This is a genomic window from Clostridium sp., from assembly GCF_017888565.1.
In the GTDB taxonomy this organism is placed as follows: domain Bacteria; phylum Bacillota; class Clostridia; order Clostridiales; family Clostridiaceae; genus Clostridium.
On the sequence record NZ_JAGHFX010000056.1, the window covers coordinates 1 to 25,825 of the forward strand.

Here is a 25,825-nt window from a genome sequence, read left to right on the forward strand (position 1 = left end):
CAATACCGTCATTAGCGGCAATACCAGGAGTATTATTAAAGATTTTCCCATATGTTGTAACTTTAATAGCTTTAGTTTTATTCTCTAAATCATCACAAGCACCAAAAGCATCTGGAGAACCATTTGACGCTGGTAAGAGATAATATTATGAAAGGTAAAGAGTTAATAACTCTTTACCTTTTTTTATATATCTAACAAATTAGGATAATTGCAAATTTTACTATAATAAAAAAATAATTCTTTATAGATAAGTAAATTGTTATTTTGATTATTTATTATATATTAAATCTACAAATCATATAATTTAATAAGAATAAAAAGAGAAGATATAGTTTTGAAAACTATTATTAAGGAGGAGAGATAAATAAAAAACTTTTCTATTTAGTTTGGAATTATATTATTATTATTTATAAGAGGGATGTCTTTTATGACAAATCAAGAAATTGCAAAGAAATTAGTCGAATTAGTTGGAGTAAATGCAGCTAAAGAATTTGGTTCACAAATGCCAATGATGGGTGGAGTTTTAGGTGGAATACTATCATCTGCAGCTTTAGCTAATATAACTTTATTAGGAAAAGTTTTAACTCCAGGTAGAGGCGGATTTATTTCAGATGGAATTGGTTTTATAATCTCTCAAACAATTTCTTCTGATAATACTATAGTTTCTGTTCTATCAGGAGCAGTTTCAGGAGCATTATTCTTACCATTAGTTATGATAGGAATGCATCAAGAATTAACACCTATACATGCTGACTTAATAGCAAATGCAGGCTATACATATAGAAGTAGAATGGGTTTTTTATTGAAAATTATAACTAGTAATAGTAAAAAAATAGATTAATTAGTATAATGGATATATTAGCAATAAGCAAATTAAGTGAGGGAGGAATTAAAATGAAAAAAGTCAAAATTGCTTTAATGGGGCTAGGCAATGTTGGACGTGGTGTTTGGATGATATTAAATTCAAACAAAGAAGAAATTATGAAAAGATCAGGTTATGAAGTAGAGGTAGCAAAAATACTAGTTAGAGATTTAGAAAAAGATAGATCTGTAAATGTGCCCAAAGAACTTCTTACAACAGATTTTAGTGAAATTATTAATGATGATTCAATTAAAATTGTAGTAGAAGTAATGGGGGGAATTGAACCTGCTAGGGAATATATGCTAGAATCTATGAAAAGAAAAAAGCATATTGTTACGGCAAATAAAATGCTTTTAGCTACTGGCGGAGATGAACTTTTTGAAAAAGCTGATAATGAAGGTGTTATGTTTAATTATGAAGCTAGTGTCGCAGGTGGAATTCCAATAATAAATGGAATAAATGAGAGTTTAACAGCTAATAAAGTAGAAAAGCTATATGGAGTAGTAAATGGAACAACTAATTATATATTAACAAAGATGGAATTTGATAATTTAAGTTTTGATGAAGCTTTAAGTCAAGCTCAAGAAATGGGATATGCCGAAGCAGATCCAACATCAGATATTGAAGGATTTGATTCTCAATATAAATTAGCTATATTATCTTCTCTTGCTTTTGGAACTAAAATAAAAGTTGAAAATGTATATAGAGAAGGAATAACAAAAATTGAATCAATAGATATACAATATGCTAGGGAATTTAATAAGGTAATAAAGCTACTAGCAATAGTCAAAGATAATGATGGGAGTCTTGAATTAAGGGTGCATCCAACTATGATTCCACAAAATCATCCTCTAGCAAATGTGTATGATTCTTTTAATGCAGTATTTATAAAAGGTAATGCTGTGGGAGATCTGATGTTTTATGGAAGAGGTGCAGGAGACCTACCAACAGGAAGTGCTGTAGTATCAGATATTGTATCTATATTAAGGAGTAATATAGATATAGATAATCTAAATCCAGTAGTTAAAAATAATTTATGGGATAAAGAAATAGGTAATATAAAAGATATAACAAGTAAATATTATATAAGACTAACAGTAGAAGATAGACCAGGTGTTCTTGGTGAAATTACTTCAGTATTTGGTGGGATGAATGTTAGTTTGCTTTCAGTTATACAAAAAGGAATAGATAATGACAATGAAAATAAGGTGACTTTAGTTCTAGTTACCCATTATACTAATGAAGAAAATATAATTGAAGCTATTGATAGCGTATGTAAGTTGAATTCTGTATATAAGATTAATAATTTAATAAGAATAGAGGAATTTAATAAATAATTATAGAATTTAGGAGAGAAAAATATATTAGTTAATATATTTTATAATCTCCTTTATTTTTTATTTATAAATAGTTAATAATTACTTTTATATGATAAGTTGTATAGATATAATTAAAGTATTATAATAGTAGAAAAAATAAAATAAGAGGTAAACGTATGAGTAATATAAAATCAATTAATAATGAGCAAGCTCAAAAATTAATTAAAGATAAAGAAGATTTATTAATATTAGATGTAAGAAGGCCGAATGAGTTTAAAGAGTCAAAAATAACAAACTCTATAAATATACCTGTAGATGAATTAGAGTGGGAACTAGATGAAATAGAAGAATATAAAAATAAGCCTATTTTAGTTTATTGCAAGGTAGGTGTTAGGAGTAGTGTTGCTTGCTCTATATTAGAAGAAGAAGGGTTTAGTAACTTATATAATTTAAGAGGTGGAATTTTAGATTATACAGGTGAAATAGAATAAGATAGATTATAATAGTATTAAAAGAGAATAAGAATATTTCTATAAATACTATCATTAAAAATTTTAAGAAATTTTCGTTTAAATTAAATACTTATTTAAAAACCAATACTTATATGGTATAATATATAAAGTAATTGTAAATAATAAATAATATAAAAGCATTGACACAATAAAAAAAGAATGATAATATGATAACATATTTAAGAAGAAACTGCCGTTTCTCACCTTACGGCCATGCTTAGTAGGGTAATGTAGTTTTGTAATAATTGCTAGTTATTTTAACTGGTTTTTTATAAGTACTAGAGGGCGGCAAAATATGTCCTCTATTTTTGTTGTGTTTATATTTAAAATTTTGGAGGTGACCTGGTATAAGTAAGGATTTTACTTGTAATGAAAATATAAGAGTTAAGGAAGTTAGAGTGATTGATTCAGAAGGAAATCAATTAGGCGTACTTCAAACAAAAGAAGCTCAAAGAATGGCTGATGAGAAAGAATTAGATTTAGTTATGATTTCTCCAGCTGCTAACCCACCAGTATGTAGAATAATGGATTTAGGTAAGTATATTTATGAGCAATCAAAGAAAGAAAAAGAAGCTAAGAAAAAGCAAAAGATAACTACTCTTAAAGAAATAAGATGTAGTCTTACTATTGAAGAAAATGATATTGCAATAAAAGCTAAAAATGCTAAAAAGTTTTTATTAGACGGGGATAAAGTTAAGATCACTGTTAGATTTAAAGGAAGAGAAGCACAATTAGGACATATTGGACAAAAAATATTAGATAACTTTGTTTCTAAATTAGAAGACGTTTGTGTTGTTGAAAAGCCTGCTAAGCATGAAGGTAGAAACATGACAATGGTTTTAGGCCCTAAAAAAGCGTAACTTGAGAGGAGATAAGTATCATGCCAAAAATGAAAACCCACAGAGGTGCAGCAAAGAGATTTAAGAAAACTGGAACTGGGAAATTAAAAAGAGCTAAGGCTTTTAAGAGTCATATATTAACAAAGAAAAGTTCTAAGAGAAAGAGAAACTTAAGAAAAACTGCTTATGTTTCAACTACTCAAGAAAAAGCAATGAAGAAATTATTACCATACCTATAATATAGAGGTTTTTAGGAGGATTAAACATGGCTAGAGTTAAAAGAGCGGTAAATGCTCGTAAGAATCATAAAAAAGTATTAAAGCTTGCAAAAGGTTACTATGGTGGAAAAAGCAGATTATTCAAAACTGCTAATGAATCAGTAATAAGAGCTTTAAGAAATGCTTATGTTGGAAGAAGATTAAAGAAAAGAGATTTCAGAAGACTGTGGATAGCAAGAATTAATGCTGCTACAAGAATGAATGGACTTTCATATTCAAGATTCATGAACGGAATTAAATTAGCTGGAATTGATATGAACAGAAAAATGTTATCAGAAATAGCTATAAACGATCCAAAAGCGTTTGCAGATTTAGTAGAATTAGCAAAAAATTCAATTAAATAGTTTATACTATTAAAAAACGCCTTAAAATGAAATTTTAAGGTGTTTTTTTGTTATAGCTATGATCTTTATTAATTCTAATATATTAAAGTGGAAAAATTAAAAAGTTTAAAAAGTAAATTTGAATTTATAATGAAATAAAAAAGTATAATTAACAAAAATTGAAGATTAGCTATATAATATTTATAGATTTACAAAGTTTTTAAAAAGAGGGGATCAATATGAAAATGGGGTTGGTATTGTCTGGAGGGGGAGGAAAGGGAGCATATGAACTTGGAGTCTGGAAGGCATTAAAGGAACTTAAAATTGATAAATACATAGAAGTATTTTCAGGTACATCAATTGGAGCTTTTAATGCAGTGTTATTTGCACAAGATAATATGAAAGATGCAGAAGCACTATGGGAAGAAGTAACTATAGATAAGCTTATTCCTATTAGTAAATTTGAATTATTTAAAAAAGGAATTGGACTTATACTTGGTGGGAAAAATATAAATATAGCGAAAAAGTATATGAGTCAAAAGATAGAAGAAGGTGCAGTTTCAAAGGATGGAGCAAAAGAAATAGTAAATAAGTATTTAGATATAAATTTAATGAAAAAGAACAGTAAGATTTGCTACGCAGCTTGTACTGAATTACCAGATTTTAAAGTAAAATATTTTAAAGTTAACGATTTTAATAATGAAATAGGAAAAGAAATAGTGATAGCATCAGCATCTCTACCTCTAATATATGAGCCAACTGAGTTGTTTGGATGTAAATATATAGACGGAGGTATAAGTGATAATACACCTATACAGCCGGTGTATGGAGAAGGCTGTGATATTATAATTGTTGTATTATTGTCAAGGGAAGCAAGAGTTGATAGAGCATTATATCCAAATGCAAAAATTATAGAAATATATCCAAGAAATTTAAATGAAAGTGTTATAAATGGAACTTTAAATTTAGATGAAGCAGCAAAAAGAAATAGAATAAAAGAAGGATATGAAAATACGATGGAACTTTTAGATCCTATAATGAAAATGACAGAGTTTAAGAGTAAAATAGAAGAGGAAAGAAGCTTCCCAAGGTTATTTAAAATATATAATTTTATTAAGAGATTATTAAAGAGTAATGAGGAAAAGGATATTGATATAAGCACATAAATAAAAAAACTGAGATTATAGCTCTCAGTTTTTTTAGCACATTAAATTTGCATATTTGCTATGGTATTCATAGGCTAGTCCTTCATATACAAATTCTTTATGATTTATATCTAATAAATCACTTGGCTTTGTAAGGCCAGGAATTTTATCAGAGTCATAAATATTACTTTTAATTAAAAGATGTGATACGAATTCAGAACAAAAATAATGGTTATCTCTTTTAATAGGCCTTTGAATAGCAACACCTATTAATCCTAATAAACTATATTTATATTTTTTTTGTTCTTTTAAGAAACGTTCTAATTCTTCTTTTAATAGAGTATATTGTTCATCATCTATGCTAATTTTATAAATAACGCATCTACTATTTTGAAATCTTTTATAAACACCATCTTGTAAGTTTTCTTCAACTAAGCCTCCTATAAAAGGAATCTGAGGAAAAACCCTTCCAAATGAATACATTTTTTTAAAAGAATTATCAAAGCTTAATGAAACATGTACATATGGATCTTTTGTATAATAGTTAATACATTTTGAAAGTAGTGTTCCTGTATTTGAAAACACTAAATAAATATCTTTATTCTTCATTTTGTAAAATCATCCCCCGAATAAATAAATATTAAATAATAAGTAAAATAAAAACATAAAATAAATATATATAAATTATATAGTATAAAACTTAATTTATCCTTAAGAAAATCTAAAAATATATAAATTTTAATAAAAATATTAATAAATAATAAGCTTAAAGTTAAAAGAGTGCTATAAAATTTGGAAGATAGTAATTATGATACAATAAATATAAATAATATCTAGTAAAATAATATAAACTAGAAATATATTTAAGGATAAGTTATTATAATTTACAAATGAGATTTTTACAATAGGTATTTAATACGAGAGGTGATTATTTGAAAAAGAATGCAATGCAAAGAGAGTTTAAGAAGTTAAAATCGCAGATTAATCAAATAGAGGAAATAGCACATAACTCAAAAGTAGGTGCTTTAATTGAACAAGAATCTTCTTTAAGAAAAAAGATAAGACAGCTTAAAGATATGGAAAATGAAGGCTTTAAGGATTTTTCAAGTATAAACGAAAGATATGAAGAGCTTTTGGAATATATCTCTAAGAGACTATTAGATGATTACAATAAAAAGAATAATACAGATTTTGATTTTTACCAAGTAATAAGAGGAAACTATAATAGTTTTATTAACTCAGGTTTTATGTCTGTATTAACAAGGCAACATATTCCAAAGTTAATTTCTAAGGAATTTGAAGAAAACTTCCCAGATAATCCTAAAGATGAATATAGTTTAGCAAGAAATATTAAGAGAAAGATATATATACATTTAGGTGAAACAAATACTGGTAAAACTTATACAGCAATGGAAAGATTGAAAGTAGCAAAGAATGGAGTTTATTTATCTCCTCTTAGAATTCTAGCATTAGAGAACTATGAAAAATTAAATAATAATGGAGTTATATGCAACTTATTGACTGGAGAGGAAGAAATATTAAAAGAAGGGGCTACACATACATCCTGTACAATAGAAAAGGTAGATTTAAAAAAGGAATATGATATAGCTATTATAGATGAAATTCAAATGATAGATGATTCACAAAGGGGAGCTGCTTGGACAAGAGCTTTACTTGGGCTAAGATGTAATGAAATTCATATTTGTGGTGCACTAAATGCAAAAAGAGTAGTCGAAAAGATAGTTAAAGATTGTAATGATGATTATGAATTTAAAGAATATAAAAGGAGTATTCCATTAGAAGTCCAAGAAAGTAATTTTAATTATAACTATGCAGAAGAAGGAGATGCAATAGTAGTATTTTCTAAGAAAAAAGTATTACAAATAGCAGAGCAGTATTCTAATATGGGAATAAAAGCTAGTATAATCTATGGAGATTTACCTCCAGAGGTAAGAAGAAAACAATATGATATGTTTATTAACAAAGAAAATAAAGTTCTTATAACAACAGATGCTATAGGAATGGGAGTGAATTTACCTATAAAAAGAATCGTATTCTTAGATATACAAAAATTTGATGGTGAAGAAATTAGGTATCTTACTTCACAAGAAGTAAAGCAAGTTGCTGGTAGAGCAGGAAGAAAAGGAATTTATGAAGTTGGTTATGTTGCCACGGTAAGAGATAATCAAAAGTTTATAAAAGAAAAGCTCGAAGAGAAAGATAAAATAATAAATGCAGCTGTTTTAGGACCGTCAGATGCTATTTTAAATATTAAAAACCTTCCATTAAATGAAAAACTGGCTTTATGGGCAACAAGAGAAGAATCAATAGATTATTATAGAAAAATGGACATAAATGAATATTTAATTATATTAGATAGCATAAAAAAATATAAATTAAAAGAAGAAATACAATGGGAGTTATTAAAAATACCATTTGATATATCAAAAGATGAACTTATGAATACATTCTTAGATTATGTTGAGGAATTATTTGTATTGAAGAATAAAGTAATAAGTAGACCTCAATGTTTTAAAGGAAATTTAGATGAACTTGAATGCTATTATCAAAGGATAAATATGTATTATTCATTTTGTAAAGTGTTTAATTTAGAATTTGATTTTAAATGGATTCATGAAGAAAGACTTAAGGTAAGTGAAGAGATTAATGAAATATTGATAAGAATTTAATTTAAAAGAAGATAGATGAGAAAATAAAATTCAACTATCTTCTTTTTATCTTTAAAATTAGGTTGCTATCTTATTTCTCTTTAATAATAAATATAAAGATAATAAAAGACAAATCAATTCTGAAATTAAAGTAGCAATCCATATTCCGGTATCACCAAAATAAAATGATAAGGAAAATAAAGCTAAAGTAACAAAAATAAGTCCTCTACATATAGATATTATGGTCGCCTTAAAAGCTTCTTCTATAGAAGCAAAATATCCAGAAACTAATACATTAAATCCAAGAACTAAAAAAGAACTAGAGAATAAACGAAAAGCCGAAACAGAGTATGTAAATAAAGGTGATGAAGAATCTTTTATAAATATATAGACAATTTCTTTAGCAAAAACTATACAAAGTATAAATATTGCAATTGATGATATAGAAACAGATTTTAGGCTCATTTTTATTAACTTTTTTATTGTTTTAAATTCTTTTTTTCCGTAATAATAACTACATAATGGTTGCATTCCTTGAGTGATTGCTATCATAGTCATTATTACTAAAGTACTTACGTAACAAATTATACTATATGTAACGATGCCACTTTCTCCTATATACCTTAATATAGTTTGATTAAAAAGAAGTATAACAATCCCAGAAGTAAGTTCTGTTATTGCATCTGGAAATCCAATAGATAATATCCTTTTTAAATGTTTTATTTTGAATTCAAATTTAGTTAAAGTGAGTTTAGATCTTTTACTCATAAAATGCGATAAAAAGAATATAAAAGATACTCCTTGAGAAATAATAGTCGCATAAGCTGCCCCCGTAACTCCAAAACCTAAGATAATAACAAATAGAAAATCTAAAATTATATTAGTAATGGCAGAAATAATCATACCTATTATCGCAAGATAAGGATATCCATCAGCTTTTGTTAATACTTCTAAGCAATAAGAAATGATGAAAAATCCATTGAAACTTATTATTATTTTTAAATAATCTTTTACTAGATTAAATGTATTTTCGGTAGCTCCAAGAAATAAAGATATTCTATCTATATTTAACAAGCATAATAATGTTATTAATAGTGATATAGTACACATGCAAAATAAATTAAATGAAAAAATTTCATTAGCCTTTTTAATATTATTTTTTCCAATATAAATAGAAATTATTGTAGAAGCTCCCGTTGAAAATAACATAGATATTGCAAATATAAAGTTTATAAAAGGCATTGCTATATTCACTGCTGCAAGAGCGGTTTCTCCAACACCTCTACTAACAAAAATACCATCTATCATTGTATATAATGAAAATATCCACATTGCAGTAACTGAGGGGACTAAATATTTAAAAAATTGTTTTTTTAAAGATAGATTGCTATCCATTTGACTCTCCTTTGTTGTCTAATTATGATATAATATATAAACTGACATAAAGATTATATCTTTAATTAAATAATATTACAAATTACTAGTATTTAATTAGAATTAGTCTTAGAATAACTTAGATAAGTAAAATAAAAGTTTTAGCTTTGAAAGGAAGATATAGATGACATATAAATTTAAATTTGATGAAAAAGAATATACTTTAGGGGAAGATAATTTAGAATACTTTGTGAATGATGAAAATGAGGAATTAGAAGGTATTGATGTTAACAAAATATTAGGATTACTTTCAAATAGTGATGAAGTAGATTTTCAAAATGCATATTATGAAAGTTGTTGCAGCAACTGTAAAGCTGGAAAGGAAGAAAAAAAGAAGGTTTTTGACTTTTTAGAGTTCTACTTTTATGCGTATGGAAAAAATAATAAATTTATTACAAGTAGTATCGATAATGAATACGAAAAAAAATCTTTCACTAGATTAAATAGAGAAAGAATAGTTGATAAAAGTTACTTAGTTACAGTTATAGTTTGTAAAAATTGTGGAACATATTCTATAGAAATTGAAGAATTTGAACTTTAATATATAAAGTAAAATATTTGATGTATTAAATTTTATTTAGGGTATAAAATACTTTTGAAAGGATGTGTTTTATATGACAAAGAATGAGAAAGATATAAATCCTATGCAAAAAGGTACAAGAAGACAAAAACTACATAAAAATCAAGATAATGTAGGTAATGATGAAAATAGAGCTGAATATACAGATTTCAAAGGTAATCCAATAAAATAGTTCGGTTTTAAGATAGGTAAGATTAAATTTACCTATCTTTTTTTATTTTTCTAGGAATTATAAAAAATTATCATGTAAATAAAATTCTATAATTTTTTTAATCTAGCTATTATTGGACATACGTAAGCTTATAATGACATGCTGTAAGTAGTGTATTAATTAAAACCTATATATGTATTTGTTCAATACTTAAAATTAAATTACAATTGGAAATTTAATGGTAATGAAGCGTGATAAATATGATAATATATAGTTGAATGATACAAAGGTTATTAGTTAGAGGTAAAAATAATAATTAAAAGTGTTCTTATAAGATGAGATTTAATTAAAAATGATTGAAGGGAGAAAATTATGATTAAGAAAATGGATTTAATAATAGGTATATTAATTGTTATGTACTCTATAAGTATAAATTTAATATTTGGGAAGATTAGTTTCAGTGAAATATTTTTAGGAACTGGAATTATTTTAATTATTTATCACTATATAAAAGAAAGAATGAAGCAATTTATTGATAATAGAAAAAGTATTAAAGAAATTTTTAATATTATAAAGTGCTTTATAGCAATAATATTATTGATTTTTATAATAATAGAAAGTGCAATAGTTATATTCCCTAAAAATAATAAAAATTATTCAGAGTACGTTATAGTTCTTGGAGCTGGGGTTAAAGGTGAAAAGCCTAGTCTTACATTGAGGCAAAGATTAGATAAAACTATTGAATATATTAATAATCAAGATAAAGAACCTAAAATAATAGTTTCTGGAGGTCAAGGAAGAGGAGAAGATATATCAGAAGCACAAGCAATGAAAAAGTACTTGGTGGATAATGGTGTGAAAGAAGAGCTAATAATCATGGAAGATAAGTCTACAAGTACAAATGAAAATTTAATATTTTCAAAAGAAATATTGGAAAGTTCTACAAAAAGGGAAATAGGAGATATAAATATAAAGATAATAACATCAGATTTTCATGCATTTAGAAGTAATATGATAGCCAAAAATCTAGGCTATAAGGATATAAGTCTTTATACAAATGGAACATTTCCAGCTTTAATTCCTGTTATGTATTCTAGAGAATTTTTAGCTGTAATAAAGTCATATTTGATAGATATAAAAAAATAAATTTTATAAAAATATCTAAAGGTAAATTTCAGTTTTTGTAGAATAATAGAGGTAGAGTATTAATATGATTCTTTGATTAATTTTTATATCACCTTTAATCAAGTATTAATAAAACATAAAGAGTTAGGCTTAAGGGGGAAACGTAAATGGCTAAAGTTGTAGAGTGCTCAATAATAATTAAAGATGATTTCAATAATGTATTTATTGTTCAAAGAAAGAGTAAAAAAAATGAACCAAAACTTTGGTATAGTGTTGGCAAGAAAATAAGAGGAAAAGAATCAGAAGAAAAATGTATTTCACGAGCTGTAAAAGAAGATTTAAAATCTATAATATTTAACTTAGAAAGAATAGGTGAAATATTAAATAAAGAACGAGATGAAGTATGTGCTGTTTATAAAGGCGAACTTAAAGAAAGAGTAACATATGGAAATGATATAGTTGATGGTAAATGGGTAAGTGCAAAGGAAATTGATGACTGTGATTTCGCAGCAGGAGAAAAAGAAAAAATTTTAATGTATATTAATAGATAGAGTTGTTAGAAAGTTGAGCTATGTTAATTAACATAGCTCTTTATTTTAATACAATGAAAAGTATAACTTTAGTATTATATAAAATTAGAGCTATTGACATCATAAAGTTAAATAATTATCATATAGATAGAAAGGTGAATATTAATTCATTTGTTTAGAGAAAGTCTTTATTCATATGTTTAAATATTTATTTAAAATAATTAGTTATTATCTAACAAAAAAGAGAGATCTGATTTGAAAGAGAATAGTAAATAGTATATTAATAATAAAAATTATAAAATTAAGTTATAAGCTTAGTTAATTTTGTAATGCTTTTAATTACTATAATTTTTCTTATTAATATAAGAAGCCTATTTTCTTTGCATTTAAGAAAATAGGCTCTTTTTAATATTTAAGAAAATATGAAAATGTGATTATGCAATGTTTAAGTATCTCAATCTTAAAGAAAGTACATTAATTTATAATGTAAATATCTATGTTAAAAAGTGAATTAATTTAAATTTTGGATGATAATTTTACAGCATCATAATAAATGGGGGGATAAGATATGAAGATTGGCGTAATAAGTGCAATTTTAGAAGAGCCAAGTAAGTGTAATTCTGAATTTAATGAAGTTGTTGCAAGTTTTAGAGGAAATATTAAAGGAAGGATGGGAATACCATTAGAAGAGGGGATATCAATTATTTCCATTGTTGTTACAGGTGATTTAAATGAAATTAATAGTTTAACAGGAAAATTAGGTAATATTGAAGGGGTAACTGTAAAAACAGCTATTAGTAAAAAAGAAATGTAATAAGATACTAAAATTATTAAGTATATAGCTGAAATGAAAAATATTGTAAATATTTATAAATAGCATTTGGAGGAGTGTATATGCAGGTAAAAAGTATTATAGACAAGCTTTATAAGTTTAATAATGCTAGTGGAGATGAATTGTTATTTTTATTAGATAATTTAAGTGAAGATGATAAAAATTATTTAATACAAAAAGCACATGAGACTAGAATGAAAACTTATGGAGATAAAGTCTATATGAGGGGACTTATAGAATTTACAAATTTCTGTAAAAAAAATTGTGTTTATTGTGGTATAAGAAGAAGTAATAAAGATGCAGATAGATACAGACTTACAATGGAAGATATTATGGAATGTGTAGATATTGGAGATAGACTTGGGTATAAAACTTATGTACTTCAAGGTGGAGAAGATGACTACTTTACTGATGAAAGAATGGTAGAAATAATAAAAATGATAAAAAATAAGTATCCCAATAATGCAATAACATTATCTCTAGGGGAAAGAAGTTATGAGTCATATAAAAAGATGTATGAAGCTGGAGCAGATAGATATTTATTACGACATGAAACAGCAACAAAAGAGCTTTATGAGAGATTACATCCAGGAGCTAGCTTTGAAGAGAGAAGACAATGTTTAAGAAACTTAAAAGAAATAGGATATCAAATAGGGGCAGGATTTATGGTTGGACTTCCAAAACAAACAAATAAGGATTTAGTTAATGATTTATTATTTGTTAAAGAGCTAGAACCTCATATGTGTGGGATTGGGCCATTTATACCTCATAAGGATACCCCTCTAAAGGATGAAAAAGCAGGAACTCTTGAAAATACTATTACTATGTTAGCTTTAGTAAGATTATTGCTACCAAATGTTTTATTACCTTCTACAACAGCTCTTGGAAGTATTGATCCAACAGGTAGGGAAAAAGGAATAAAAGCAGGTGGAAATGTAGTTATGCCAAATCTCTCGCCAACAAGTGTTAGAGAAAAATATTCACTTTACGATGGCAAAATATGTACTGGAGATGAGGCAGCAGAATGCAGAAAATGCATAGAGGGGAGGATAAATAAAGCTGGATTTAAGGTTGAGATAACAAGAGGAGATAATGTAGCATGGAGAAAAGAAAATGCTCATAAATTTACTGAGATTATTGATAAGAGAATCCAATCAGAAAATATACAAGTAATTAAATTGAATAAATAATTTATAGATTATAGGGGTGTTTTATATGTTTATTGATCATGAGTATATTGAAAGAATTTTAGAAGAAACAAAAGGAGCAACAAGTCAAGATATAAAGGCTGTTTTAGAAAAAGCTAAAAAAAGAGATGGATTATCTTATGAAGATATAGCAGTACTTCTTCAAGTAGAAGATAAAGAAGATTTAAAAGAAATATATAAATTAGCAGGGGAAATTAAGGATTCAATTTATGGTAAAAGAGTAGTAATTTTTGCACCATTATATGTTAGTGATTATTGCGTAAATAATTGTGTTTATTGTGGATACAAACGAAGCAATGACTTTGGAAGAAGAAAATTAACTATGAAAGAAGTAGCTGAAGAAGTTAAAATACTAGAAAAAATGGGACATAAGAGACTTGCACTAGAACTTGGTGAAGATCCAGTTAATGCTCCAATAGATTACGTATTAGAATGTTTAGATACTATTTATAAAACTCAAAACGATAATGGAGAAATAAGAAGAGTTAACGTTAATATTGCTGCAACAACTGTAGAAGAATATAAAAGGCTAAAAGAAGCTAAAATAGGTACTTATATATTATTCCAAGAAACATATCATAAACCAACTTATGATAAAATGCATCCAAAATCATTAAAGGGAGATTATAATTATCATTTAACAGCTTTTGATAGAGCTATGGAAGCAGGAATAGATGATGTAGGTGCTGGAGTATTATTTGGACTTGCTGATCCTAAGTTTGAAGTAATAGGACTTATGATGCATAATAGACACTTAGAAGAAAAATATGGCGTTGGATTCCATACAATTTCAATGCCAAGATTAAAACCAGCATCAGGGGTAACACTACAAGAGTTTCCAAATCTTGTAGATGATGAAATGTTTAAAAAATTAGTTGCAATTATAAGAATAGCTGTACCATTTACAGGGATTATAATGTCAACAAGAGAAACAGCAGAAATGAGAAGAGAACTATTAAGATGTGGTGTATCTCAAATTAGTGCAGGTTCAAGCACTGGAGTTGGAGGATATAAGGAAAGAGAAGAGGGGACAGAAACTCTTCAATTTAAGACATCAGACGATAGAACTCCATTAGAAGTAATAAAATCTGTTTTGGATGATGGATATATACCAAGTTATTGTACAGCATGTTATAGAAGAGGAAGAACTGGAGAAAGATTTATGAAGCTTGCAAAGAGTGGTGAAATTCAAAATGTATGTGAGCCTAATGCAATGACTACTCTTTTAGAATTTGCAATAGATTATGGTGATAAAGAAATATTAGAAAAAGCTGAAGCTGTTATAAAAACTGAAAGAGAAAGAATAAAGAGAGATGACATAAAAGAGCTTTTAGATAAAAACTTAGAAAGACTTAGAGCTGGAGAAAGAGATCTATATCTATAGGAGGATAACTGTATGAATTCAACACCAAATGCTAATAGAAAACATATAGCTGTTTTTGGAAAAACTAATGCAGGAAAGTCATCTTTGATAAATAGATTTTTAGGACAAGAGGTTTCGGTTGTATCTGAAAAAGAAGGAACAACTACAGATCCAGTTCAAAAAGCAATGGAGCTTATACCAGTTGGACCAGTTTTAATTATAGATACCGCTGGATTTGGCGATAAAAGTGATCTTGGAGAAGTTAGGGTTAAAAGAACTTTAGATATACTTAAAAGAACTGATGTAGCAATTTATCTTTTTGATATAAATGACATTGATTTGGAAGAATTTAAAGAAGCTAAAAGGAATTTTAAAAAATATAACATACCTTATGTAGTTGTTATAAATAAATCTGATAGTGTTAATGAAAATATTTTAGAAGAATTACAAACTAAATTTAAAGATTCGATATTTTTATCCTCAAATACAGGGGAAGGAATTGAATTATTAAAAGAAAAGCTTATAGAAATTTTAAAAGAAGAAGAGGAAGAACTACCAATAGTAGGAGATTTACTTCCTTATAATAGTAAGGTTATATTGGTTGTACCAATAGATTCAGAAGCACCTAAAGGAAGAATAATTTTACCTCAAGTACAATGTATAAGAGATTGTTTAGACCACGGAATTAAAAGCTACGTTGTGAGAGATACAGAGCTTGAAAGTGCACTTGAAGAATTAGAAGATGTAGATTTAGTAATTACAGATTCTCAAGCATTCAAAGAGGTAGATAGAATTGTTCCTAAAAATATAAAACTTACAAGTTTTTCAATGCTATTTGCACGACAAAAGGGAGATTTTGAAGAGTTTATAAAAGGTGCTTTGAAAATCAAAAATTTAAATAAAAACTCAAGAGTTTTAATTGCAGAAAGTTGCACTCATAATGTTTCACATGAAGATATTGGAAGAGTTAAAATTCCTAAACTATTAAATAAATATGTTAGTGCTGAGTTAACATATGATTATAGCATTTTCCATGACTTTCCTGAAGACATAGATAAATATGATTTGATAATTCATTGTGGAGCATGTATGATAAATAGAAAAACTGTAATTAATAGAGTAAAGCAATGTAAAGAAAAAAATGTTCCAATAACTAATTATGGTATTGTATTAGCATATTTAAATGGTATATTGGAAAGAAGTTTATCTTTATTTAATACCAAAAATGATGATATAATTTAAAAGATTAACTTAACAAAGGAAAAAAGGGGGATATAATCATGAAAGAGTTAGTTATAGAAGCGAATAGATGTTATATGTGTAAAAATCCAAAATGCCAAGTAAATTGTCCAATAGATACTCCTGTACCAGAAATAATAGGACTATTTAAAGAGGGACAAATAGCCAAGGCAGGAGAAATACTATTTAAGAATAACCCCTTATCTTTAGTATGTTCTATAGTTTGTCCTCATGAGGATCAATGTAAGGGAAATTGTATTAGAGGGATTAAAGATGAACCAGTAAGTTTTTGTGATATTGAAAGACATATATCAAAATACTATTTAGAGAATATAAAGCTTGAGAAAGAAAATGATCTAGATGAAAGAGTTGCAATAATTGGTGGCGGACCTGCTGGTATAACAATTGCATTTATATTAGCACAAAAGGGATATAAAGTAACTATATTTGATTCACATGATAAAATAGGTGGAGTATTAAGATATGGTATTCCAGAATTTAGATTACCAAAGAGTATTATAGACCATTATGAAGAAAGGTTAATTGAACTTGGAGTTAAAATAAGACCAAATACATTAGTTGGACCTGTATTAACTTTAGATAAGCTTTTCTATGATGGATATAAAGCTATATTTATAGGTACCGGAGTGTGGAACCCTAAAACTTTAGATATAAAGGGTGAAAGTTTAGGGCATGTACATTATGCAATTGATTATTTAAAATCGCCTGATGTTTATAATTTAGGAAATAAGGTATGTGTAATAGGAGCTGGAGATGTTGCAATGGATGCAGCAAGAACAGCAAAAAGAAATGGAGCTAATGAAGTATATATTTTATATAGAAAAGGTATGGAAAATATACCTGCCACAAAGGCTGAATTAGAAGGAGCAATTTCAGATGGTATTAAATTTGAATTGTTTAAGTCTCCTTTAGAATTAACAGAAGAGGGAGTAAAATATATAGAAACTGAAAATGTTGTAGATGAGAATGAAAGAATAAGTACTGTAACTGTTGAAGGAAAAGAAGGATTATTTGAATGTGATTCAATAATAATTGCTGTAAGTCAATCACCTAAAAATAATATTGTTTCAAATACTACAGGACTTGAAACAAATAAATGGGGGCTTCTATTAACTGACGAAGTTGGACATACAACAAGAGAAGGCGTTTTTGCATCAGGAGATGTAGTTACTGGAGCTAAAACTGTAGTTAGAGCAGCATCACATGCTAAGATAGTTGCAGAAGAGATAGAAGAATATATTAGAAAAAATCATAAGTAGAGTATATTAGAAATTAGAGGTTATAAAGATATAGCCTCTAATTTTTTTATAAATGTTAGTTAAATTGTTGCTATAAAGGAAAAGAAAATATTTAATTATCTGAATTTTCATATATAATATAAGTATGAAAAGGATTTACTAGTGAGGCGGAGGATTTTATGGGAGCAATGGTAGAATTATTAAATGAAGTATGTAAAGAGGCTAATATAAAAATAAGATTGTTAGATTCTAATAATAATGAGGTATATGACAATTTACCCACAACAGAATCTAAGGTAATGAGAAAAATATTTGTAAATAGTAAAGCATATAAAATTATATTAGAACAAGATGATATTAAAATAATACCTATAGTTGAATATGTATTAAATAAATGTATAAAAAAGGAAAATATAATACAAGAATTATTAGAGGGAAGAAAACAATGGGATGTTTTAAATGAATCATTAATAACTAAATCAAATAAAATGTTATTAATAGAAACGAATAAGGAAGATGAAGCTTTAGAGATAGTCAAAGATACATATATAGATAATGATATATATGTTGGAGAGATATATGACAGAATAATAGTTATAGGGAATTTAGAGTATGAAAAAGATCATGCCTTTTCTTTAAAAGAAACAGTAATACAAACTTTAGGAGTAAATGCAAAAATAAGTATAAGTGATTTAGATTATACTTTTGATGGATTTAAAAGGGCATATAATAGAGCTGTACAAGCTCTAGAGATAGGTAGAAAATTTAAAATGAAACCAGAAATATATTGTCTAAAAGATATGTATTTAGAGAAAGCTATATTTAATTTAGAAAATGAATATTCAAAGGAACTTAAAGAAGAGTATAAGGATATATTTAAAGGATTTAATCACGAATTAATACAAACTTTAGAGGAAATATTAAAATGTGATTTATCATTGACTAAAGCAGCTAAAAATTTATACGTTCATAGAAATACACTAATGTACAGAATTGAAAAAATTAAAAAAGAAACAGGATTCGATATACGTAATTTTAAGGAAGCTACTTTCCTTTATATTTTATATATGAATAGTAAAAGAAATTAAGTAAATAAAAAGTTTTATAAATAATTAAAAATTAAAAAATGGCACAGTCTCAGAAATCTATTTAATATAAAATTTATTCAATTTCAAGTAAGCTTTATTGTCTTAAAAAAGTTAATATCTTATTTATTATAATAACTACAGGTATAAATGGGATCAAAAAAAGATGACCCCTGTTCAATACAGAAATCATCTTCTTTGTGCATAACCCTTTTTTTATAATGTCCTTGACATAGGTATCAGTTTAAAATGCGAGACCATTTTAAACCATTGATTTTACTTGCTTAAAGACGTTTTAAAACTTAAATAGAAATTTTTATATATTATTTATATATACGTAAAATGGAAGCTCAAATTAGAACTTCCATTTTTATCGCCTAATATAAAAATTTATTTTTATATAGCCATATTTTTATGGGTATTAAAATTGATATTCATATAATATTTACATGTAAATAAATAAACCTAAAAATCCTGTTAATGCTATAATTGTTAAAGGATTTAACTTATATTTTCTAAGCAAGAATAATGAAATAGAAAAAATTATAACAGCAATTATGTTAATGTTATTTAAATTCCCACTCAGAGTAGTTCTTCCTAAAAATGCAATTAAAATTATAGAAGAAGCAGATGAAGCAATAAGACCAATTGAAGTTGAACGAAGACCTTTTAAAATATTTGCAATTTCTTCAATATCATTATGTTTTTTAAAAAAGTTAAATAAGAAAATAGAAATAATTACACCAGTAATTACGCAAGCAAAGGTAGCTATTATTGCACCAAGTATTCCTGCTATTCTTAGGCCAACAAAAGTTGAAGCATTAATTGATAATGGGCCTGGGGTCATTTGAGATATAGTAATAATATCAGTAAATTCTTGAATAGTAAGCCAACCATATTTATTTACCATTTGGTCTTGAATTAGAGGCATTATAGCATATCCCCCACCAATGCTAAAAGAACCTATTTGCCAAAAGCTTAAAAATAAAGTAATAAGGATATTAATCATTTCTAATTCCTCCTAACTTTTTCTTCTTAACATATATTTGAGTAAGGCTAACTATTACTCCAAAAATAATAATAGCTAGTACATTTATGTTAAAGAAGAAGCTAGCTATAAATGATAAAGGAACTAAAAGTGATAATAATAAATTTTTTTCCTTAAATACATCTTGGGTCATATCAATAACTAGATCTACAATTGTGGCAGCAACACCAGCTTCCATTCCTTTAAGAATTGCAGAAATAACTACGTTACTTCTAAAAGCTTCGTAGAAGAAAGATATAGCAGATAATATTAATAAGGGAGGTAAAACTGTACCTATACATGTGATAACAGCTCCTTTTATACCCAAAAGATTATAACCTATTAATGAAGATAAATTAACAGCAATGGCTCCCGGATTTGATTGAGCTATTGCTGCCATATCTAGTAGTTCTTCATTATTTATCAGTTTCATATCTTCAACTAAATACTTTCTTAATAATGGAATAATTACGTAGCCTCCACCAAAGCTGAAACAACTCACTAAAAATGTAACCTTAAAAAGTGAAAAATATAGTTTAAAACTTTTAGATTTCATGTTATGCACTCCTTATGATTTACTCTTATGAATATAAGTATATAGCATGGACATAGCATAAGTATAATAGTATAATTTTATATAATATATAAACATTTAGTAATGAATTAGGAGGGGAAAATGAAGATTAGGCATTTGCGTATTTTTAAAACAGTATGTGAAGAGGAAAGTATAACAAAAGCATCTGAGAAATTATTTATGACACAGCCAGCAGTTTCCCATGCTATAAGTGAGCTAGAGGACTATTTAGGAGTATCATTATTTGATAGAATTTCAAGAAAAGTTTATCTAAATGAGATAGGTAAATTATTTCTTACAAAGGTTACAAAACTATTAGATTTATATGATGATTTAGATAAAAATATTAAAGAATTAGAAGACAATGCTGTTATTAAGATAGGATCATGTATAACTATTGCTAATTTTATTTTGCCTACTATAATAGAAAGGTTTCAAGGTATTTGTAAATCTACTCCAACAAAAATTATAGTTGATAATGCTAGAAGCATTGAAAATATGTTATGTAAAAATGAAATTGATCTGGGGTTAATAGAGGGCGTTGTTTATAACGAAGAACTTGAAAAGATACCCTTTTCTTCTTATGAATTAGTAGTAGCTTCTTCTAATAAACATAAATTTGCAAAAGAAAAATCTATATCGTTAAGTGAGTTAGTAAAAGAAAAGTTACTATTAAGAGAAAAGGGTAGCTCTATTAGAGATATTTTTGATAGTGCCATGCTATTACATGATATGAGAGTAAATCCTAGCTGGACAAGTGTTAATTCTCAAGTTTTAATAGAGGCTGCAAAGAAAAACTTAGGGATAACAGTATTACCTAGGGTATTAGTTGAAAATGAAATTAATTTAGGAAATCTTGTTGAAATCAAAGTTAATGAGCTTAATTTATATAATGTAAACCATATTGTTTTTTATAAGGGGAAAGTACAAACTAATAGCTTTAAGGAATTAGTTAATATAATAAAAAACATAGTTTAATTAAAGATAGGTGAATAATATGCTCTTTTTCATATCATAACTATATATTAAATAAAAATTTTATTTTGAGGGAGAGGTTTATATATTTTATATGTTATGGAAGGAAGAAAAATATAGTGTTTATGAAATAATAAATTCTATAGAAAAATGATTGCTTATAATTTATATAAAGATGAAGGATTTATAAGAAGAATGTTTTCTTATAAAAATTAAATAGTCTATAGGCTGGTTTAAAAATAAGTCTATAGACTATTTTTACAATTTATTTCTTAATCGATATTCTAATAAAAGTATTAATAAGCATTGTCTATAAATTCAAATTTACTTACATCAAATAATCCTTTATCAGTTATTTTTAGTTCTGGAATAACTGGTAGTGATAAGAATGATAGGGTTAAAAATGGGTTGAAATTGATATCTGGAGCAACTTCTTTAATAGCTAAGTGAAGTTTTTCAAGATCATCAACAACTTCTTTCGATTTTCTTGAAGTTATTAATCCTGCAATTTCTAGTTGAATTGATGCTAATACCTTTTTATCTTTAACAACTATAATTCCGCCATTTATTTTTTTAAGTTCTTCTACTGCAAATAATATCTCTTCATCAGATGTTCCACATGTTATTAAATTATGAGAATCATGAGCAACAGTTGTAGCAATTGCTCCAAATTTCAAATTGAGTCCTTTTATTACTCCAAGGCCAATATTACCAGTATTTTTATGTCTTTCAATTACAGCTATTTTTAATAAATCTAAACTTATATCTGATTTAAATGATTTTGCATTATTTAAAGTACTTATATCAACTTTTATATGATTACTTTCAAGTTTATTTGGATTGATTTCAATTACATTAAGTATTGATTTCCCATATATATCTATTTCTAAATCTTTAGAAGTAATCTTTTTTGTATTGATGTTGTTTAATTTAGGAAATTCATATTGGGTATCAGAGGTATTACATACTAATTTATTTTCTTTTACTACTAATGCACCATTTTTATAAACTGAGTTAATCTTGAAATTAGATAAATCATCTAATATTAAAAAGTCAGCTACATATCCTGGCGCAATAGCTCCTTTGTATTTTAGGTTATAACATTCGGAAGGATTTAACGTACACATTTGAATAGCTATTTCAGGGGTAAGGCCATAAGAAATAGCCATCCTTATAGAGCTATCAATACTTCCGTTTTTTATTAAATCATCTATATGTTTATCATCTGTGCAAAAACAAATTCTTCTACTATTAGAAATAGAAGCTGCTTTTATTAATTCTTTCAAATTTTTTGCGACAGATCCTTCTCTAATGTGGACATACATGCCTCTTCTTAGTCTTTGAATAACCTCTTCAGCTAAATGCGATTCATGATCAGTAACTATATTTGCTGTTGAATAAACATTTAGCATATCATTTGTAAAGCCAGCACAATGACCATCAATTATGAAATTATTTGATTTTGCATCCCAAAGTTTATTAATCATATCATTAGAACAGTTTATAACTTCAGGAAAATTCATAACTTCAGCAAGTCCTAATACGTTAGATTCTTTATATAGTGGATGTAAATCAGTACTTCTTAATATAGATCCAGAAGTTTCAAAAGAAGTAGCTGGAACGCATGAAGGAAGCATAAAGTAAAAATCAAATGGTGTATCTTTAGCAAGATCCATGATAAGTCTGATACCTTTATCTCCTAGTACATTAGCAATTTCATGAGGGTCAATAACTATAGATGTGATTCCATGTAATAATGCAGCTTTATAGTATTCTTTTGGAGTGACTAGTGATGACTCAATATGGGCATGGGCATCTATAAGACCGGGACAAATAAATTTACCAGTACCATCAATTTCGACTGTCCCGTTATAATCACCAAAACCAACAATAACTCCATTTTTTATAGCTACATTATCTGTAAAAGAACTGTTTTGAAATACGTCAACAATAGTTATATTATTAATAACCAAGTCACATATTTCGGCTTTACTTGAAGCCTTAATTTGAGATATAAAATCTTTTTTATTCATAAATCCACCTCTGAGTATATTTAAATATAATAATAAACAACCTCACCTGGATTAAAACTTCTTAGTTATACTATTTAAGGTAGTATAGTAGAGACGCCCGAACCATATTATCAGGCTTATATGAAGGTTATTTTTATATATTATATGCAATACAGGACAAGCTGTCAAAGGGAAATCAATATTATTTATCTATAAAAAAGAACTAATGAACTTTTAAACTATTGTATTTTATGATTTAATATTTTTATAAGGAGGGGGTATATTTGCCAATAAAAATTCCAGTAGAGCTTCCAGCATACAATGTTCTATCTAATGAAAACATATTTGTAATGAATATTGAAAGAGCAGAAACACAAGATATAAGACCTTTAAAAATAGCAATTTTAAATTTAATGCCAATGAAGATTCAGTCTGAAAATCAATTGCTTAGATATCTATCTAATACTCCAATTCAAGTAGAAATAACATTGATACAAACAAAAACCTATACTTCTCAAAATACTCCAATAGAGCATTTAGAAAAGTTTTATAATTATTTTGAGGAAGTAAAGGACAAAAAGTTTGATGGGTTAATAATAACTGGGGCACCTGTTGAAACTATGGAATTTGAGGATGTATCGTATTGGAACGAATTAAAAGAAATTATGGAGTGGAGCACGGTAAATGTTTTTTCTACAGTACACATATGTTGGGGAGCTCAAGCAGCATTATATTATCACTACAATATAAATAAAAAGCCTTTAGAAAAGAAAGTATTTGGAGTATTTCCTCACAAGGTGAATAAGATTAATGAGGATTTAACAAGAGGGTTAGACGACATCTTTTTTGCACCTCATTCAAGGCATACTACTACATTAAAGAAAGATATAAATAAGGTTAAAGAGTTAGAAATATTAGCAGAATCAGAAGAGGCTGGAGTATTTATAGTTGCAACAAGAGATAAAAGAGGAATATTTATTACTGGTCATTTAGAGTATGATAGAGATACACTAAAGAATGAGTATTTAAGAGATTATAATAAAGGAATAAAAATAGATATTCCTAAAAATTATTTTCCTAAAGATGATGTAAAAGAAATTCCTACAGTAAGATGGAGAGGAAGTGCAAATATAGTTTTTAGTAATTGGTTAAATTATTGTGTATATCAAAATACTCCATTTAAACTGGAAAATATAAAGTAATTATTGTTACTAATAAAAGTAAGTTTTGCCTTTATGAGTTAAGTTTATGTTAATTAATAAAGGCACTTTTTTTTATACAAAATAATATAATGATTTTAGAAAGGCTTATATACGGAGGATTTTATGAAAGATAGGGCAATTATATTTGGATCTTCAGATAACTTTCTAGTATATTTTGTAAAATATCTTATTTTAAATAATGTAGAAGTTTATTTAATACTTAGGAAGAATGAAGAAATTCCTATTATAAAAGATATAGAAAAAGATGTAATAGTAATAAGATTTGATGGAAATATAGAGTATTTAAAATTAATATTAAAATCTATAGAACCTAAGGTAATATATAATTTATATGAGTTAAATAGAGATGATAAATATGAAGTAATTGATCTTGTAAATATCAATTACTTAAATGTTATTTTAATTTTAGAGGCTCTTACAACAGCAGGGGATGTAAAGCTTATTAATTTAGTAAACAAAAGTAAAATTGATGAAGAAGGGAATTCATTAGATTTATATTCTGCTGTTCAGAAATCCTTAGAAAGTATTATTTTATTTTATAAAAATAGGTACTCAATAGATTCGTCTATTGTATTTAAAACTGGAGATATAAATTTAGATTTAGGAAAACTCTATAGTTTGTAAAATGATAAAGCTATAATGCTTAAAAAGCATTATGGCTTTATTATTTTTATATATTTAATAATGGTTGAAATTTATAACTTTAGGCTTTATTATATAATTATTATTAATTAATAATTTATATTGAATTAGGAGGCATAATATGAAAAAGTATTTTAATTTTGCAACATTTTATTTAGTTTTAGGGTTGGCAATGGGAGTGTTTTATAGGGAATTTACAAAGCTTAATGAGTTTGAAGGGAAAACTGTATTATCAGTTGTACATACTCATGCAATAACATTAGGATTTATTTTCTTTATTTTAGTTTTACTTTTAGAAAAAAATTTCGGCTTATCAAAAATAAAACATTTTAGTAAATGGGTAGTATTTTATAATGTATCATTAATATATGTTTTAGGAACTTTCACAGCTAGAGGGATAATGCAAGTATTAGGAACTGACTTTGCTGGGTTAAGCCATATAGCTGGACTTGGACATGCTATGATTGGAATTGCAATGATATGGTTCGTAGTTATAGTTAATAAATCAATAAAAGAATAATTTTTTTATAATAATTATAAAGAGATATGAGAAAAATAAAGGGGGATGATTTCTCCTTTATTTTTTGCACTTATACAAGATTTGTTATATAGTTTAATT

The 25,825-nt window shown here is 26.7% G+C and carries 27 protein-coding genes, 2 pseudogenes and 1 riboswitch; of the genes and pseudogenes, 24 read left to right on the plus strand and 5 right to left on the minus strand.

The annotated features are described in order from the left end of the window. From J7M87_RS09865 to J7M87_RS09900, 8 genes and pseudogenes are all read left to right on the plus strand, one after another. A pseudogene (locus J7M87_RS09865) lies at positions 1-143 on the plus strand (ABC transporter permease); the annotation flags it as partial. Between the two features lie 284 nt (positions 144-427). Continuing rightward, on the plus strand, positions 428-841 hold the full coding sequence (locus J7M87_RS09870; RefSeq protein WP_291650890.1) for a hypothetical protein: 414 nt from the start codon (positions 428-430) through the stop codon (positions 839-841). A 53-nt stretch (positions 842-894) separates the two neighbouring features. Next, positions 895-2,199, plus strand: coding sequence for a homoserine dehydrogenase (locus J7M87_RS09875; protein WP_291650891.1), 1,305 nt, complete (start codon positions 895-897; stop codon positions 2,197-2,199). 158 nt (positions 2,200-2,357) lie between these two features. Further along, positions 2,358-2,672 carry a rhodanese-like domain-containing protein gene (locus J7M87_RS09880; protein ID WP_291650892.1) on the plus strand — a complete coding sequence of 105 codons (315 nt, stop codon included), beginning with the start codon at positions 2,358-2,360 and terminating at the stop codon, positions 2,670-2,672. Between the two features lie 368 nt (positions 2,673-3,040). Further along, a complete protein-coding gene (gene infC / locus J7M87_RS09885) occupies positions 3,041-3,553 on the plus strand; it encodes a translation initiation factor IF-3 (protein WP_291650975.1) in 513 nt (170 codons plus the stop codon). 20 nt (positions 3,554-3,573) lie between these two features. Then, on the plus strand, positions 3,574-3,771 hold the full coding sequence (rpmI, locus tag J7M87_RS09890) for a 50S ribosomal protein L35 (protein ID WP_008679235.1): 198 nt from the start codon (positions 3,574-3,576) through the stop codon (positions 3,769-3,771). Between the two features lie 26 nt (positions 3,772-3,797). Then, positions 3,798-4,154 (plus strand): 50S ribosomal protein L20, encoded by a 357-nt coding sequence (gene rplT, locus J7M87_RS09895; protein ID WP_291650893.1) that lies wholly within the window; start codon positions 3,798-3,800, stop codon positions 4,152-4,154. A gap of 218 nt (positions 4,155-4,372) precedes the next feature. Next, complete coding sequence (locus tag J7M87_RS09900; protein ID WP_291650894.1) at positions 4,373-5,299, plus strand: patatin-like phospholipase family protein; 927 nt, start codon at positions 4,373-4,375, stop codon at positions 5,297-5,299. Positions 5,300-5,332: 33 nt separating this feature from the next. Here the strand turns inward: J7M87_RS09900 and J7M87_RS09905 are convergent, their stop codons facing one another. Further along, positions 5,333-5,887: a hypothetical protein gene (locus J7M87_RS09905; protein ID WP_291650895.1), complete on the minus strand. Its 555-nt coding sequence runs from the start codon at positions 5,885-5,887 to the stop codon at positions 5,333-5,335. Between the two features lie 323 nt (positions 5,888-6,210). Between J7M87_RS09905 and J7M87_RS09910 the strand changes: the two genes are divergently transcribed. Next, positions 6,211-7,968 carry a helicase-related protein gene (locus J7M87_RS09910; RefSeq protein WP_291650896.1) on the plus strand — a complete coding sequence of 586 codons (1,758 nt, stop codon included), beginning with the start codon at positions 6,211-6,213 and terminating at the stop codon, positions 7,966-7,968. Positions 7,969-8,025: 57 nt separating this feature from the next. Here the strand turns inward: J7M87_RS09910 and J7M87_RS09915 are convergent, their stop codons facing one another. Beyond that, positions 8,026-9,342, minus strand: a complete 1,317-nt coding sequence (locus J7M87_RS09915; RefSeq protein ID WP_291650897.1) for an MATE family efflux transporter — start codon at positions 9,340-9,342, stop codon at positions 8,026-8,028. A gap of 163 nt (positions 9,343-9,505) precedes the next feature. Between J7M87_RS09915 and J7M87_RS09920 the strand changes: the two genes are divergently transcribed. The 11 genes and pseudogenes from J7M87_RS09920 to J7M87_RS09970 form a co-directional block, all read left to right on the plus strand. Continuing rightward, positions 9,506-9,922, plus strand: a complete 417-nt coding sequence (locus tag J7M87_RS09920; RefSeq protein WP_291650898.1) for a DUF3785 family protein — start codon at positions 9,506-9,508, stop codon at positions 9,920-9,922. Between the two features lie 73 nt (positions 9,923-9,995). After that, positions 9,996-10,133 carry a clostri-philic family protein gene (locus J7M87_RS09925; RefSeq protein WP_291650899.1) on the plus strand — a complete coding sequence of 46 codons (138 nt, stop codon included), beginning with the start codon at positions 9,996-9,998 and terminating at the stop codon, positions 10,131-10,133. A gap of 351 nt (positions 10,134-10,484) precedes the next feature. Beyond that, positions 10,485-11,258, plus strand: coding sequence for a YdcF family protein (locus tag J7M87_RS09930; RefSeq protein ID WP_291650900.1), 774 nt, complete (start codon positions 10,485-10,487; stop codon positions 11,256-11,258). A 146-nt stretch (positions 11,259-11,404) separates the two neighbouring features. Beyond that, a complete protein-coding gene (locus J7M87_RS09935; protein WP_291650901.1) occupies positions 11,405-11,788 on the plus strand; it encodes an NUDIX domain-containing protein in 384 nt (127 codons plus the stop codon). A gap of 547 nt (positions 11,789-12,335) precedes the next feature. Next, on the plus strand, positions 12,336-12,581 hold the full coding sequence (locus J7M87_RS09940) for a TM1266 family iron-only hydrogenase system putative regulator (RefSeq protein ID WP_291650902.1): 246 nt from the start codon (positions 12,336-12,338) through the stop codon (positions 12,579-12,581). Positions 12,582-12,661: 80 nt separating this feature from the next. Beyond that, positions 12,662-13,789 (plus strand): [FeFe] hydrogenase H-cluster radical SAM maturase HydE, encoded by a 1,128-nt coding sequence (gene hydE, locus J7M87_RS09945; protein ID WP_291650903.1) that lies wholly within the window; start codon positions 12,662-12,664, stop codon positions 13,787-13,789. 25 nt (positions 13,790-13,814) lie between these two features. Then, entirely contained in the window at positions 13,815-15,191 is a 1,377-nt protein-coding gene (gene hydG, locus J7M87_RS09950) for a [FeFe] hydrogenase H-cluster radical SAM maturase HydG (RefSeq protein WP_291650904.1), read from the plus strand. Between the two features lie 12 nt (positions 15,192-15,203). Beyond that, a complete protein-coding gene (gene hydF / locus J7M87_RS09955; protein WP_291650905.1) occupies positions 15,204-16,412 on the plus strand; it encodes a [FeFe] hydrogenase H-cluster maturation GTPase HydF in 1,209 nt (402 codons plus the stop codon). A 38-nt stretch (positions 16,413-16,450) separates the two neighbouring features. Beyond that, positions 16,451-17,689, plus strand: a complete 1,239-nt coding sequence (locus J7M87_RS09960; protein ID WP_291650906.1) for an NAD(P)-dependent oxidoreductase — start codon at positions 16,451-16,453, stop codon at positions 17,687-17,689. Positions 17,690-17,847: 158 nt separating this feature from the next. Further along, positions 17,848-18,756, plus strand: coding sequence for a helix-turn-helix domain-containing protein (locus tag J7M87_RS09965; protein WP_291650907.1), 909 nt, complete (start codon positions 17,848-17,850; stop codon positions 18,754-18,756). 115 nt (positions 18,757-18,871) lie between these two features. Then, positions 18,872-18,961 (plus strand): annotated as a pseudogene (locus J7M87_RS09970) (IS3 family transposase); the annotation flags it as partial. A 237-nt stretch (positions 18,962-19,198) separates the two neighbouring features. Here J7M87_RS09970 and J7M87_RS09975 read toward each other — a convergent pair. After that, positions 19,199-19,762, minus strand: coding sequence for a chromate transporter (locus tag J7M87_RS09975; RefSeq protein ID WP_291650908.1), 564 nt, complete (start codon positions 19,760-19,762; stop codon positions 19,199-19,201). Further along, positions 19,755-20,336 carry a chromate transporter gene (locus J7M87_RS09980; protein WP_291650909.1) on the minus strand — a complete coding sequence of 194 codons (582 nt, stop codon included), beginning with the start codon at positions 20,334-20,336 and terminating at the stop codon, positions 19,755-19,757. The genes J7M87_RS09975 and J7M87_RS09980 overlap by 8 nt, the downstream gene beginning before the upstream one ends. A 120-nt stretch (positions 20,337-20,456) precedes the next feature. On the opposite strand from J7M87_RS09980, the gene J7M87_RS09985 reads away from it, so the two are divergent. Beyond that, positions 20,457-21,332 carry a LysR family transcriptional regulator gene (locus tag J7M87_RS09985; protein ID WP_291650910.1) on the plus strand — a complete coding sequence of 292 codons (876 nt, stop codon included), beginning with the start codon at positions 20,457-20,459 and terminating at the stop codon, positions 21,330-21,332. Between the two features lie 293 nt (positions 21,333-21,625). On the opposite strand, the gene ade is transcribed toward J7M87_RS09985, so the two are convergent. Continuing rightward, a complete protein-coding gene (gene ade / locus J7M87_RS09990) occupies positions 21,626-23,362 on the minus strand; it encodes an adenine deaminase (protein ID WP_291650911.1) in 1,737 nt (578 codons plus the stop codon). Positions 23,363-23,404: 42 nt separating this feature from the next. Further along, positions 23,405-23,506: riboswitch (purine riboswitch) on the minus strand. Between the two features lie 119 nt (positions 23,507-23,625). On the opposite strand from ade, the gene metA reads away from it, so the two are divergent. The 3 genes from metA to J7M87_RS10005 all read left to right on the plus strand — a co-directional run bounded on the left by metA (position 23,626) and on the right by J7M87_RS10005 (position 25,726). Continuing rightward, the gene (gene metA, locus J7M87_RS09995; RefSeq protein ID WP_291650912.1) at positions 23,626-24,543 is read left to right on the plus strand and encodes a homoserine O-succinyltransferase; all 918 of its coding nucleotides are present in this window, start codon (positions 23,626-23,628) and stop codon (positions 24,541-24,543) included. Between the two features lie 123 nt (positions 24,544-24,666). After that, on the plus strand, positions 24,667-25,188 hold the full coding sequence (locus J7M87_RS10000; RefSeq protein WP_291650913.1) for an NAD-dependent dehydratase: 522 nt from the start codon (positions 24,667-24,669) through the stop codon (positions 25,186-25,188). Positions 25,189-25,327: 139 nt separating this feature from the next. Further along, positions 25,328-25,726: a DUF2871 domain-containing protein gene (locus tag J7M87_RS10005; protein WP_291650914.1), complete on the plus strand. Its 399-nt coding sequence runs from the start codon at positions 25,328-25,330 to the stop codon at positions 25,724-25,726. Positions 25,727-25,825: the final 99 nt, after the last annotated feature.